The 13622-nt window shown below is 37.8% G+C and carries 12 protein-coding genes; 2 read left to right on the top strand and 10 right to left on the bottom strand.

From position 1 onward, the window contains the following. Positions 1-559 precede the first annotated feature (559 nt). From J7E66_RS07910 to J7E66_RS07920, 3 genes are all read right to left on the bottom strand, one after another. Positions 560-1408, bottom strand: coding sequence for a DegV family protein (locus J7E66_RS07910; protein ID WP_214998967.1), 849 nt, complete (start codon positions 1406-1408; stop codon positions 560-562). Positions 1409-1544: 136 nt separating this feature from the next. Then, positions 1545-2228 (bottom strand): response regulator transcription factor, encoded by a 684-nt coding sequence (locus tag J7E66_RS07915; RefSeq protein ID WP_214999042.1) that lies wholly within the window; start codon positions 2226-2228, stop codon positions 1545-1547. A gap of 68 nt (positions 2229-2296) precedes the next feature. Beyond that, positions 2297-3439, bottom strand: a complete 1143-nt coding sequence (locus tag J7E66_RS07920; RefSeq protein WP_214998968.1) for a sensor histidine kinase — start codon at positions 3437-3439, stop codon at positions 2297-2299. A gap of 328 nt (positions 3440-3767) precedes the next feature. On the opposite strand from J7E66_RS07920, the gene J7E66_RS07925 reads away from it, so the two are divergent. Beyond that, positions 3768-4400, top strand: coding sequence for a YigZ family protein (locus tag J7E66_RS07925; RefSeq protein WP_214998969.1), 633 nt, complete (start codon positions 3768-3770; stop codon positions 4398-4400). 146 nt (positions 4401-4546) lie between these two features. Continuing rightward, positions 4547-5557, top strand: coding sequence for an LCP family protein (locus J7E66_RS07930; protein ID WP_214998970.1), 1011 nt, complete (start codon positions 4547-4549; stop codon positions 5555-5557). A 114-nt stretch (positions 5558-5671) separates the two neighbouring features. On the opposite strand, the gene J7E66_RS07935 is transcribed toward J7E66_RS07930, so the two are convergent. From J7E66_RS07935 to J7E66_RS07965, 7 genes are all read right to left on the bottom strand, one after another. Next, entirely contained in the window at positions 5672-6721 is a 1050-nt protein-coding gene (locus tag J7E66_RS07935; protein ID WP_214998971.1) for a glycosyltransferase family 4 protein, read from the bottom strand. A gap of 235 nt (positions 6722-6956) precedes the next feature. After that, positions 6957-7688, bottom strand: coding sequence for a WecB/TagA/CpsF family glycosyltransferase (locus J7E66_RS07940; RefSeq protein WP_214998972.1), 732 nt, complete (start codon positions 7686-7688; stop codon positions 6957-6959). A gap of 84 nt (positions 7689-7772) precedes the next feature. Next, a complete protein-coding gene (tagH, locus tag J7E66_RS07945) occupies positions 7773-8582 on the bottom strand; it encodes a teichoic acids export ABC transporter ATP-binding subunit TagH (RefSeq protein WP_088089635.1) in 810 nt (269 codons plus the stop codon). Between the two features lie 16 nt (positions 8583-8598). After that, positions 8599-9402: an ABC transporter permease gene (locus J7E66_RS07950; protein WP_251032827.1), complete on the bottom strand. Its 804-nt coding sequence runs from the start codon at positions 9400-9402 to the stop codon at positions 8599-8601. Positions 9403-9538: 136 nt separating this feature from the next. Next, positions 9539-10687: a CDP-glycerol glycerophosphotransferase family protein gene (locus J7E66_RS07955; RefSeq protein WP_308162486.1), complete on the bottom strand. Its 1149-nt coding sequence runs from the start codon at positions 10685-10687 to the stop codon at positions 9539-9541. A 46-nt stretch (positions 10688-10733) separates the two neighbouring features. Next, on the bottom strand, positions 10734-11132 hold the full coding sequence (tagD, locus tag J7E66_RS07960) for a glycerol-3-phosphate cytidylyltransferase (protein ID WP_214998974.1): 399 nt from the start codon (positions 11130-11132) through the stop codon (positions 10734-10736). 168 nt (positions 11133-11300) lie between these two features. Then, a complete protein-coding gene (locus J7E66_RS07965; RefSeq protein ID WP_214998975.1) occupies positions 11301-13607 on the bottom strand; it encodes a bifunctional glycosyltransferase/CDP-glycerol:glycerophosphate glycerophosphotransferase in 2307 nt (768 codons plus the stop codon). Positions 13608-13622 lie beyond the last annotated feature (15 nt).

Below are 13622 nucleotides of genomic sequence, written 5' to 3' on the forward strand. Positions count from 1 at the left end.
TTTTTTAATGTTTCGAGCCTATCCCCTGGGCATTATACTCCTTGGTCCCTGCCAATGGATTCCGCCGAAATGGTCCGGGATTCCGCGAACTTTTGGAGTTATTCCGCCGATTCCCCTGATGATTCCGCCAAACACTTTTTAATTACCATTTTTTAATGTTTCGAGCCTATTCCCTGGGCATTATACTCCTTGGTCCCTGCCAATGGATTCCGCCGAAATGGCCGGGATTCCGCGAATTTTTGGAGTTATTCCGTCAATCTTCGTACGGATACCGCTAACTTCGGAACCTTTTCCGCCGATTCTCCTGATGATTCCGCCAAACCCCTTTTAATTACCTTTTTTTAATATCTCGAGCCTAGCCTCTGGTCATTTACTGCTTGGCTCTCAGCCGTTCGATTCCGCCAACTATTGGAGTTATTCCGTCAAACTTCGTCCAGATTCCGCCGACTTCACAACCTTTTCCGCCGATTCCTCTGATGATTCCGCAAAACCCCTATTTTCCCACCAACCCATTAAAATTAAAAACCATTCCGGCCGAAAGGACGGAATGGTAACTCACTTACTTTTCTAATTTTTTCATCCAGCCTAGGCCCATGGATCCTTCGCCGAGGTGGGTACCGATCACTGCACCGAAGTAGCCTATCGAGAATTCAACGTTTGGATACCTGGCAGCCAGTTCATCGCGCCACTCCTTGGCGACTTCTTCTCGATTGGCATGAATAATGACGGCTTGATATTCGCTGCCACCTGACACATCCTCACTTAGCAAATCGACCATTCGATTCATTGCCTTTTTCCGGGTGCGGATCTTTTCAAACGGAACAATCACCTTGTTGTCAAAATGAAGCAATGGTTTGACCTGGAGGAGGCTCCCGATAAAAGCCTGAGCACTTGAAAGGCGGCCGCCTCGCTGCAGGTGCTGTAAATCATCTACCATGAAATAGGCACGAGCCGTTTTTTTCAATTCTTCTAAGCGGTCCATAATGGAAGCAGCGTCCTTGCCTCGGGATGCCAGCTTGGCTGCCTCGATCGCGTAAAAGCCTTGAACCATGCAGCTGATTTCTGAATCAAATGGGTAAACGGCGATGCCTTCAACCATCGTACTCGCTGCGTTAGCCCCTTGGAAAGTCCCGCTGATCCCACTTGATAGGTGAACACAGATGACGGCATCATATTCCTTTGAAAGGTTTTCAAATAGCTCGACAAATTGGCCAATTGGCGGCTGAGAGGTAGTCGGCAGCGCTTTTGTCTTCACCTCATCATAAAACTGACTCCAAGATATATCAATTTCTTCCTGGTAAACCTCGTTACCGAAGATGACATGTAACGGGATCATATGTATATTCCATTTATCACGTACATCCTTTGGGATATACGCAGTACTATCCGTGACAACGGCTGTCTTCATAACAAAATACCATCCTTTTCTATATAACCACTCTATTGATTTTACTATTTTATATGAAATAGAGCTAAATTGCATTACTTCGCAAAAACAAAAAGAGCATACCGTGAAGTATGCCCTTTACTATTCTATTAAAATCTTACTTTACTTCTACCCAGCCATTTTTAATCGCAACAACCACTGCTTGGGTACGGTCGTTGACATTCATTTTTTGTAAAATGTTTGAAACATGGTTTTTGACTGTTTTTTCACTGATGAATAAACCTTCACCGATACCACGGTTGCTTTTTCCATCGGCAAGCATTTGGAGCACTTCGCACTCGCGTCGTGTCAATAAATGCAATGGACGGCGAATTTCCATTGTTGGCATATATCCGCCGCCGCCACGAGCCACACCCGCAGCAAGCTTGCGATATTCGTTCACCAAATTATGGGTGACCTTTGGATGTAGATAGGAACCGCCATCCGCCACAACACGCACTGCTTCAATCAGGGCATCGGCATCCATTTCTTTTAATAGATAACCCTGTGCACCCGTCTGTAAAGCATGGGTCACATAGTTTTCATCATCATGTATGGATAAGATAATAACCTTCGTTTTCGGATATTTTTCAACCAACTCACGAGTTGCTTCGATTCCGTTCTTTTGCGGCATGTTAATATCCATGATGACAACGTCGGGTTGGAATTCTTCTACTAATCTTAGTGCTTCACAGCCATCATCGCCCTCAGCAACAACTTGAAACGATTTTTCAAACTCTAGTATTCTCTTAACGCCTTCTCTAAATAATTGGTGATCGTCTATAATGACAATTTTTGTAATCAATTTTACGCCCCCTAATCCTTCTAATTTCGAAATTTTTCTCCATTGGCGGTAGGTTCATTTGTTTTTTAGTTAATTAGTGGAACTCGAATAAGTACTGCGGTTCCCTTGCCTATTTTTGAATCAAAGGTAATTTCGCCTTCAAGCAGATCGACACGCTCGCGCATCCCTATCATGCCAAATGACTCAGGTTTCTTTTGCGTGATATCAAAACCGCCCCCATTGTCCTTGATCAAGACGGTAACTGAGGCATTGGTTATTTCTAATCGGACTTTGATTTCACAGGCATTTGCATGCTTCAGTGCATTTTGCACCGATTCTTGGATCATCCGGAAGAGTGCGACTTCATACTTAGTAGGAAGCCGGCGTTCTAGGCCTATATTCACAAACTCGATTTTTGAGTGGTTATGATATTCTTCGATGGTTTGCAAGTATTTTCTGAGGGTAGGGACAAGACCTAAATCATCCAATGCCATCGGACGAAGGTCATAAATAATGCGCCGGACCTCATAAAGTGCCGATCGGACCATTTTTTTAAAGCTATTGACCTCAGAAAAAGCCTCATCCGCGCCCTTTTCCCTATAAACACGTTCGATTAAGTCGGAGCGCATGATAACATTGGCAAGCATTTGAGCGGGACCATCGTGAATCTCCCTTGAAAGCCGCTTGCGTTCCTCTTCCTGTGCTTCAATTATCTTTAAGCCAAAATCTTGTTTGGCTTTCGCATGTTCTAGGACTTTACCAACTTGTTTTAAATCACTCGTTAAGTAATTCATCACGACGGAAATTTGCGAAATAAGCTGGTCAGCACGATCAATCGTTTCATCTAAACCGACCAGACGATTTTCCAGGTCTGCCCGTTTATCCAAAAGCTGCTTTTTGTACTGCCAATTAATCGAAAGATCCATTTGCAGTTGATGGGCCTTTTCGTAGGCATCACGGACCTCTTCTTCAGAGTAATTTTTAAAATTCATACTGACTTCTGACAGCATACTCCGCGCCTCTTGGACTTGTTTCTCGAGATTCTCGCCTTCTTTTATGAGTTTGCTCATCATTTTCTTGATATTGTCTAATTCATTGATCATATTTTCGTAATCTTGACGGCATTGCTCGCCTATCTGGAAGATGTCGGTTTTGCTGCAAGTAACAGTTTCAATCATTTCTTCACGAATTTCATCAATTGATTTCATATTAATCTGCTTAAGCTTCATACACATTCCTCCGATAAGATAAGCAATAAACGCCTGGACGCTAAGCTAAACAATAATCTAATTTCAGTGAATGATTTTTATTATCTTTGGATTTCAAAATTCATCATACTACCTTTTAACATATTTTACCTTGAATTTTATCAATATGCGAATATGAACTTATATTGTATCCTTAATTTCAGTAAAAAAGTAGTATAATGGTAGTATCTCTTTTTGTCTATAAAAATAGGTTTTCACTACCTTTATCTTTTTTATTATAACACGGAAACTTTACTACCATATTAAAGTTATATTACACCAATATGATATTAAGGAAGGAGTGCGCAATATGTTGCCTCGTTACCATACAGTAAAACAAACTGGTGAACATGAAATTATTATTCAAAAATCAAGATTTATTGCCCACATCAAAAGAACCGAATCGGAAGCGGAAGCCCAGGAATTCATTCAAACATTGAAAAAAAAATATTGGGATGCCACGCATAACTGTTCTGCCTATCTGATTGGCGAGCACGACCAAATTCAGAAAGCCAATGATGACGGCGAACCAAGTGGTACAGCCGGCGTTCCAATCCTTGAAGTTTTGAAAAAAAGAAAGCTGAAGGATACAGTGGTGGTCGTTACACGCTATTTTGGCGGGATTAAATTAGGCGCAGGCGGTTTAATTCGTGCCTATGGGAAAGCCACGTCGGAAGGCCTGGATGCAGTTGGGATTGTCGAAAGAAGGCTAATGCGGGTCTGCCATGTAAAAATTGATTATTCTTGGCTTGGCAAGATTGAAAATGAATTGCGGTCGTCCATCTATATCCTTAAAAATATCCAGTACCAGGAGAATGTCGAAATTGAAGTATTTGTCGAAGAAGAGAACCAACCAGCTTTCACAGAATGGATGATTGAAATGACAAATGGACAAGCCGCTATTACTGCTGGAGAAGTTACCTATCTTGAGTCAGATAACTAGGAAATTTCTTTCCCCCCTACCTATTGAGAATAGTAATAATATTGTAAAGAAAATTTCATTTTACCAATCTCAATAAATATTATAAAATAGAGTAGATTTTCAACAAAAATTGACAATTTTCTATTTAAACTACTAGGAGGCAATCTATGTCTATCAATAGACAAGTGTATAAAAATAATAACAAGGGTAAGGTAAAGAGAAGACTAAGACGAAAACGAATCTTACTATGGATCGTAATGCCCCTTCTACTATTAATAATAGGCGCAACAGCTTACGGCGGATTTTTGTATAATAAGGCTGAATCAGTGATGAATAAATCCTACAAGCCAATTGATCGTGATACCAAAGGGAAGGCCAATGTAAAACTTGAAAATACATCGATACTATTTATTGGTGTCGATGATAGTGAAAAGAGAAAATCAAATGGCAGATCTCGTTCAGATGCCTTGATGCTGGCTACTTTTAATAAGAAAGAAAAATCTATTAAGCTATTGAGTATCCCGCGTGATTCATATGTTCACATCCCTGAGAAGAATATTTATACAAAAATTACTCATGCCCATGCTTATGGCGGTGTGAAACTTACGCTTGAAACAGTCGAAGAATTGCTTGATGTACCAGTCGATTATTATGTTAAAATGAATTTTAACGCGTTTATTGACGTTATTAATGCGCTAGATGGTGTGAAAGTAGACGTTCCCTTCACATTCTCTGAACAAGATTCCCAGGACCATGCGAAAGCAATCACCTTGAAAAAAGGCGTACAAGAATTAGATGGTGAACAAGCTCTTGCGTTTGCACGGACAAGGAAAATGGATAGTGATATTCAAAGAGGACAGCGCCAGCAGCAGATCTTTAAAGCCATCCTCTCAAAAGGATCATCCATAAAGTCTATTTCTAATTACACAGACGTGATGGAAGCTGTTGGAAAGAATATGTCAACAGACTTAACGTTTGACCAAATGAAATCGTTTATTAGCTATATCCAGGCTGGTAGTGGAATCGATGTTGAATCACTATCACTAAAAGGGTCCGATTCATATATTGATCGTGTTTACTATTATCAGCTTGATGAAACGGCCCTAGAGGAAACAAAATCAACACTTAAGACACACCTTAACAGAACAAATACAGCAAGTGCAACGAAAGTTGAATAAGAAGCAACCCGGATCAGATAGTATCCGGGTTCTTTTTTTACATAAATCTCAAATAAAAGAAAACAATAAAAGGGTAAATCACAACGCCTTCCACTGTTGTGATTTACCCTTTTATTATCTATTTTTGTTCAAAATCCCCATGATTCGGAGGAGCGGCCGGTAATTCTTATTAATTAAACCAATCGTTTCAACAAATAATTCAATGGCCAGCACGATAATGGTAATGATTAAGATCGAGCCCCATACGGTTGTAATCGTAAAAATAAAGGCTGCGAGGCCAAACATGGCGCTCATAGCATAAATTAACAGAACCGTTTCTCGATGCGTAAAACCTAATTCTAGTAAACAATGATGTAAATGGGACTTATCTGGTGCGGATAATGATTTCTTATTGTAAATACGACGGATGATTGCAAAAAAAGTATCTGAAATCGGAACACCTAAAATAATGATTGGAACAACAAACGAGATTAAGGCAACATTTTTAAAACCGAGCAAAGCTAGAACTGAGATCATGTAGCCAAGGAAGAGTGCCCCAGAATCTCCCATAAAAATTTTTGCCGGATGAAAATTAAATAGTAGAAAACCTAACGTACTCGCAAGCAGGATTGTCCCCATGGCAACTACATAACCATTTCCCATCACAATCGCCATCCCGGAAATAGTGATAAAGGCGATCGAGGAAACACCAGCTGCCAAACCATCAAGTCCATCGATTAAATTGATTGCATTGGTAACGCCAACAATCCAGATGACTGTAATTGGAATACTAAAGATACCAAATTCTAAGGTCCCATTAAACGGTAAGTTAATAAATTCAACTTCCACCCCGCCCCAGATCACAACGATCAGGGCAGAAACAATTTGTAAGGTAAATTTTATTTTGGCCGATAATTCAAAGATATCATCTAAAATACCGGTAACTAGTATGATTAAACCACCAGCAACAATAGCTGCATGGTAGGGACTGCTTGGGTGCAGGATTAAAAGACCGAAGAGAAAACTGATATAAATCGCCAGTCCGCCTAAACGCGGCATAATCTTAACATGTACCTTACGCTGATTAGGACTGTCCGTTGCTCCTAATCTAAAAGCCAATTTTTTTACGATTGGAGTGATTAATACGGAGCATAAAAAACATAATATTAAGGTCAGATATAACATGAAGACCCTCCCTATGAATATAATGCCCCATTAATAAATTTTAGAAACAGGCACATATTTCTAAGTACACAACGAACATATTATAGCACATATTTTTTACTTTGGTATATTTTGTTGAATTGTCGGAAAATTCCTTCTTAATAAGCTAGCGTTACTAGGATTTATTAGTCACGATCCCACACCATGTAAGACGATTGGTTACTCCAAAAAGTTACATTTATTTTAGAATAATCGCTTATTTGGTGAACTTTAATTGGAAGATTTCCTGTAAAAAACGGGGGATGGCTAACATTCTCCTCCACCTCGACGGCTGCGAAATCAAGCGATAGAACCATTCGAGGTTCATTTTTTGCCAGAAACGAGGGGCACGCTGGACCTCTCCAGCGAGGACATCGATGCTGCCGCCAACCCCCATACATACTCCTTTGGGAAATTGAGCCAGATTTCTTGCAATCCATTGTTCTTGTTTAGGGAACCCTAATGCCACGAAAATCAAATCGGGGCTTGAGGCTTTAATCTCAGCAGTGATCGGATTGTTCTCCCAATCAAAAAAGCCATTATGACTGCCCACTATTTGAACATGCGGAAATTGACTATTGATATTAGCCACAGCTTTTTGATTGGTCTCTTCGCGCCCGCCCAATAGATAAATTTTCAACTTATTCTCGTTCCCAAGTTCCAGTAGACGGATCATTAAATCATAACCTGCGACCCTCTCCTTAATCGGGGTATTTAATATTTTTGACGCTAGAATAATCCCATAACCATCAGGAACCACCATGTCGGCTGATTGAATGATTTTTTTATAGTCGGGATGTTCATGAGCGTACATGACAATTTCCGGGTTGGCTGTGACAATGAAAGCTTTGCGATTACTTTTTATCATTTCATTAAGAATGTTAACTACTTCATTAAATTGTTTATTGATAAAATCAATACCTAATATATCGACGGTGTTGTTCTGCATGGTTTTTATCCTTTTGTATTTTTTCATATTTATAAAAAAAGGCTCAAAAAAATGGATCTAGCCAATTATTTGAGCCTCTTTTTATTATCTAGCTGTATTTAATACTAATCTGCTCTGCTTTTCTAAAGCTGTTTCTCTAAACTTTCGCTGTTCCTCTTTAGACATGGCCTTAAATTCTTTGAGAAACGCTTCATATTGCGGAACCACTTCCGCAGTCGTCCCATATGCTTTGATTTGCCCAAATTCTAACCATAAAGCTTTTTGGCAAAAATCTTTAATCTGGCCAATCGCATGGCTTACAAAAAAGATGGTTTTGCCTTTCTCTTTAAAGCTGTACATTTTTTTCTTTGATTTTTCTGCAAATGCTTGGTCCCCAACGGAGAGCGCCTCGTCGATAATTAATATATCGGGATCCACTGTCACGGAGATGGCAAAACCAAGCTTTGATTTCATACCACTTGAATAGGTTTTTACAGGCTGATCAATAAACCTTCCTAGTTCGGAGAAATCAATAATTTCGGGTTCGAGCTCCCGGATTTCTTTTTTACTAAAACCGAGCATTAAACATTTCAGTTCAATATTTTCTCGACCCGTTAAATTATTGTTTAACCCAGAGGCAATCGCAATTAAAGATGTTTGTCCAATCGTTTCGACCTTTCCATTTGTAGGTGGAACTACGCCTGCAATAATGTTGGATAGAGTCGATTTTCCGGAGCCATTTACACCAATTAAACCAATAACATCGCCTTGTTCAGCGGTGAAACTTATATTTTGCAACGCGTAGAAATCATCACCATAGCCATTGGGCAAAATGATATCAAGAAGCTTATCAGATGTTCTATTATACAATTTGTATTTCTTTGATACATTATCAATAATAACTGTTTTAGTCATTTTATCCACTTCCACTTTACAAGTAGTCTACAAATCGGTTTCGAAATTTCAAGTGCAGTGCGGAGCCTATAAATAACAACACGAAAACAAGTCCCCAAAAGTAGGCGGTATATTTAATGTGTTCAATTAGATACCAGCTATGCCCTAACAGAGCAGCGCGATAACCTTCAGCAATATAGTATAATGGATTAAACTTCATTACGCTTTGAACGATATGTGGAAGTCTTTCAGGCGTCCATAATAATGGTGTCAGATAAAGCAGCATTCTGACAATCGCTTGGACAATCATTTGTACATCCCGTACAATCGTCGCTAAGGTAGAAGTAATTAATGAAATAGCTACCAGTAGAAGAATGGTGGCAAACATATAATAGGGTAACGACAAATAATAGATCGATATAGGATAGCCTGTAAATTGAAAGATAACCACAATGACTCCAACTAACATGAGATGCTGATAAAATTTCGATATAATGACATAGGTTGGAATAACACTCATCGGAAAGCTCATTTTTGCGATTAAGGCGATCCTCGTATAGATCGACTTTGATGCGTCCAAGATTGCTGGATTAACAAAGAACCAAACTAAAATACCCGCCAGCATCCAATAGAAATACGGAATCCCCTCTACTGCACGTCCACCACGGATACCATATCCGAATACAAAATAATAGATACCTATTTGAATCATGGGATTGATTAATTCCCATAATATCCCTAAATAATGACTGTTATTTGCACTTTTTAATTCAAAAAGGGATAATCTTCTGATGAGATAAAAACTGCTAATCTGTTCCCTTATGACCTTAAACATTGACATCGTGTTGATCCTTCCTAAACGATTTAATTGGGGATATAAGATAAGACCTTTTCATAAAATGAATCATTCCCCCTCAAAGACCATAACATTTTACCATAAAAAAAGGATAAATTCTAACTCAATTAGACATATGTAGTTAGTTTGAGTTCTTATCCCTTTGATACGAGTCGCTTTGTGATTCTTTAAAAATGTAATCTACGAGCTTCTGGCTGGATATCCCGTTTGAATATTTATTCCAAATGTCAGAAAAACTGGTAACTTTCTGATAATCAAATAAGTTATCTTTAATAATCGTAATGATTTCATCCGTATGTTTCGTGATCGGACCTGGAACGGTCTCTTCAAAATCCTCCCACAATCCTCTTTCCACTTTGTATTGTTCAATATCATAAGTAAAAAAGATCATGGGTTTATTTAATAATGAAAACTCATATGGTATGGAAGAATAATCTGTAATCAGCAAGTCAGTGATAAGCAACAGTTCATTAGCATCATAACGTGAGGATGAATAATCATAAACAAAATTAGAATATAATTCATTGTTTTCCAATGAACTTTTTATCGCAGGATGGAAACGGAGCAACAAAACATATTCATCACTGAGCTCCTGATACATTTTTTCTAAATCCAATTTTAATTCAAATTGATCTAATTGATGATCCCTGTATGTTGGGGCATACAAGATCACCTTTTTGGATGTTAATTCAGGATTCTCATCTAATAATTTAGAAATTATTGCTTTATGTTTGTTCTCATCAAAAAAAAAGTCAGTTCTCGGTATTCCTGTTCGAAGAATGTTTTGATCCTTTAGGGCAAATACCCGTTTAAAAATATCAGCCATTTTGTCTGACCCAACAACAACCTTATGAAATTTTTTGTAAACTCGTAGAAATCGCTTATGAGCCCTTTTACTACGATTGACATTGGACTCATCCTCCAGTCCAAACTTTTTAATCGCACCTGCTGCGTGCCAAAGCTGGATACATTCCACACCCGTTTTAAAATTAGTTGAAGCCAAAACCCCAAAATAGTTATCAATAATAATTTTTTTGGAAGTAGCGAGGTGATAGATGGAACGCAATAGATCGATAAACGATGTTTCAAATGGAATGACAGGAAGAGTAGGATATTTCTTAAAAAGTGAAAGGGAAGAACCCTTACATAAAAAGACAATTTCTTGTTGGATATTCTGGTGAAGAATTTCCTCGTACACATATTTGGCATTATCCCCAAAGGAAACCAGAAAGGTGACCTTATTTTTTAATGGGAATGCCTTACAAATCATAAAAAAGCACTTAAATATAAACAAATAAATGGATATGACAATTTCTCTAATCATTTTTCACATAATTTAAATCGGATTTAATTTTGGAGGTTGAGATACCGGTAGTTCTTGGTAAATAAACCACTTCACAATACCTTTTTAGAAAATCAAAATGATCTTTCCAATCATCACCCATTACAAAGACATCAATATTATGGTCAATTACGTCCTGGATCTTTTGTTCCCAGCAGGATTCCGGAATGACGTGGTCAACATAGCGAATTGACTCCAAAATTAATTTTCGGTCCTGATAACTATAGTAGGCTTTTTTATTCTTTTCGATATTAAATTCATCTGTTGATAGACCAACGATTAGAAAATCTCCTAATTCCTTAGCTTTTCTTAATATATTGATATGACCAACATGGAGCAAATCAAAAGTCCCGTACGTTAATACCTTTTTCATTCTTTTCAACTCCTCACCAAGTTTTCATTGCAGCGTTTATTCACCACTTGAAAACTCTTGCAGAAAAACAATCCAGTTCCCATTATATATCCCACTAGTTTTAATTTCAAACACTAGTGAAAGGATTCACGTTCGGTCTATGTAAAAATAAAACCATGATAGTTACTATCATGGTTTTATTAGTATATCCACAAATCTTTTTGCAGATTCTCCGTCAAGCTCATCGAAGAATCGATGTTTAAAGCTTTCAATCTTTTTATAATCAAACTGGTTTTCTTTCACCGTTTTGATAACCTCGTCAGTAGTTTTTACAATTGGCCCTGGAACAAAGTCAGAGTATTCATAGTAAAAACCACGATCTTCGAGATACTCATCAAGGTCATATGCAAAGAAAATCATTGGTCGTTCCAATAAAGAAAATTCAAAAACTAAAGATGAATAATCACTAATTAAAATATCCGTATTCATTAATACATTATTTATTTCATTCGAACTCATATTTATAACAAAGTCTGCTGCTTCCTCCGGTATTTTAACTTTTTTGGTAACAGATGGATGAAGCTTTAATATCAGTACATATTCATCTGAAAGTTCTTCAGCCATTTTTACTAAATCCAATTTAATATTAAAATTAGCCCGCTTACCTGGACCACCTCTAAACGTAGGTGCATAGGTAATCACTTTTTTATTTTTAAGCTTTGGATAGGTTCCCAGATATCGCTGGTGAACGAATTCCATTAAATCCTTATCAAAAAAGACATCCGTTCGCGGCAACCCTAATGAGTAAATATTTTCTTCCGGCACTTCAAATGCCTCAGCATAGTGAGGAATAATTTCTTTACTTGTAACTACGGCTTTTGTGTAAATTTGATGAGCACTTCGTTCAAATTGGGCGGAATTACTTTCACGATACCCTACGGCACTATGGCCAAATTTCTTAAAGGCACCAGCTGCATGCCAGGTTTGAATCACTTCCGTTTGCTTGCGTACACGAAGCTTATATAATGGACGATAATAATCATCTAAGATTAAATAACGGGAAGTCGCGATATCATAATACAGTCTACAGAAATCCCTGAAATTTCGCTTTTTCTTGAAATGACCTCTAATTTTGTAATCTGGGCGCTCATTAATTAATTCATCATAAATATGCTCAAATGAATCCGTTAATCTCGGAAATTTGTTGGTAGCCATCGTAATTTTCTTTTGTACAGGCAGGGTGCTAAAAAATGGAAAAGCCACCCGCCGAACAAGAGCTGTTTTCACCTTGGATTTTATTTTTTTCGATTTTACTTTAACTAGATAGAAAAAGATTGGAGATAGGCTATTTCTTTTCCAAGCTTTTTTTACTGCCATGAACACTTTTTGTTTTTTCGAAGTCTCTAATACATGTAAAGAACCTGGATCAAGCTTTGAGAAACAAACCTTTAGCCATTGTAGATACAGTTTTTTGGCAGCTGGACTAACCAGCTTATAGCGATCTGCAATTTCATAGGTCATAATTCTATGTAACGGTGGAATCTCATTAAATAAATGATAATCTAAAGTTTTCACCCACTCCAATACCAGGGTAAAGGATTCTACTTGAGTTTTTTGATCCTTGCTTACAAGCGCACTTCGAATAGCAGGCCAGATATCTGCCGAAACAATTCGGGTATAATAACTTTTCTTTAAAGCAAACCGGGTACGCTTATTCGGAATATATTTATCCCATAATTGATCGGAAATACGCATGCTTTTAAAAATATCGGTTAAAACCTTCACTGAATTCACGCGCACAGTTTGTGATAAGGATAAATTCTCCTCCGCTTCCCTCGACCGATATTTATAAATGATTTTATCAACTGTATAAATTTTATTTGCCTTCATATAGGCTTCAATCACAAATGGCTGATCCTCGGTTACATGAATATCTGCAGGAAACCGTATTCCTGTAACGATTTTAGAATGGTAAAGCTTATTGCACGGTCCCAATGAGAATAGTAACCCTGGATTGGCTACGAGGCTCTTTTCACCTGGAACGTAAACACCATTATTCACGTGACTAGCGATAAACCATGTTTCTGTACTATTAAAGCTTAAAGAAGTTCCTAAAACGATATCTGCCTTTTCTTTTAACGCACTATAATACATGGTTTCTAAGGCATCCAGGGGTAAGAGGTCATCTGAATCAACAAAACTAATGAATTCACCTCTTGCTACTTCTAAACCATTATTCCGTGCTACCCCTGGTCCTGAATTTTCTTGTTTTATAAAAACAATATTTCTGTATTTATTTGCATATTCTTCAACGATTTCTGGACTTCGATCACTTGATCCGTCATCAACCATAATAATTTCAATGTGATCTAACGTCTGGTTGACAAGAGACTCCAATGTCTCAGTAATATATTCTTCCACATTAAAAACTGGGGTAATAATACTTACCTTTACATCTTCTAATTCAGGATGAATGATATATTGAAGTTTACTCATATAATATCTCCTCTG

The sequence above is a fragment of the Bacillus sp. ISL-7 genome, assembly GCF_018613065.1.

Bases quoted from the DNA above. Each gene is read 5' to 3' on its own strand.
- J7E66_RS07910 (WP_214998967.1), bottom strand. From the start codon at position 1,408: ATGAAGACAGCCGTTGTCACGGATAGTACTGCGTATATCCCAAAGGAT.
- J7E66_RS07920 (WP_214998968.1), bottom strand. From the start codon at position 3,439: ATGAAGCTTAAGCAGATTAATATGAAATCAATTGATGAAATTCGTGAA.
- J7E66_RS07925 (WP_214998969.1), top strand. From the start codon at position 3,768: ATGTTGCCTCGTTACCATACAGTAAAACAAACTGGTGAACATGAAATT.
- J7E66_RS07930 (WP_214998970.1), top strand. From the start codon at position 4,547: ATGTCTATCAATAGACAAGTGTATAAAAATAATAACAAGGGTAAGGTA.
- J7E66_RS07935 (WP_214998971.1), bottom strand. From the start codon at position 6,721: ATGTTATATCTGACCTTAATATTATGTTTTTTATGCTCCGTATTAATC.
- J7E66_RS07940 (WP_214998972.1), bottom strand. From the start codon at position 7,688: ATGCAGAACAACACCGTCGATATATTAGGTATTGATTTTATCAATAAA.
- tagH (WP_088089635.1), bottom strand. From the start codon at position 8,582: ATGACTAAAACAGTTATTATTGATAATGTATCAAAGAAATACAAATTG.
- J7E66_RS07950 (WP_251032827.1), bottom strand. From the start codon at position 9,402: ATGTCAATGTTTAAGGTCATAAGGGAACAGATTAGCAGTTTTTATCTC.
- J7E66_RS07955 (WP_308162486.1), bottom strand. From the start codon at position 10,687: ATGATTTGTAAGGCATTCCCATTAAAAAATAAGGTCACCTTTCTGGTT.
- tagD (WP_214998974.1), bottom strand. From the start codon at position 11,132: ATGAAAAAGGTATTAACGTACGGGACTTTTGATTTGCTCCATGTTGGT.
- J7E66_RS07965 (WP_214998975.1), bottom strand. From the start codon at position 13,607: ATGAGTAAACTTCAATATATCATTCATCCTGAATTAGAAGATGTAAAG.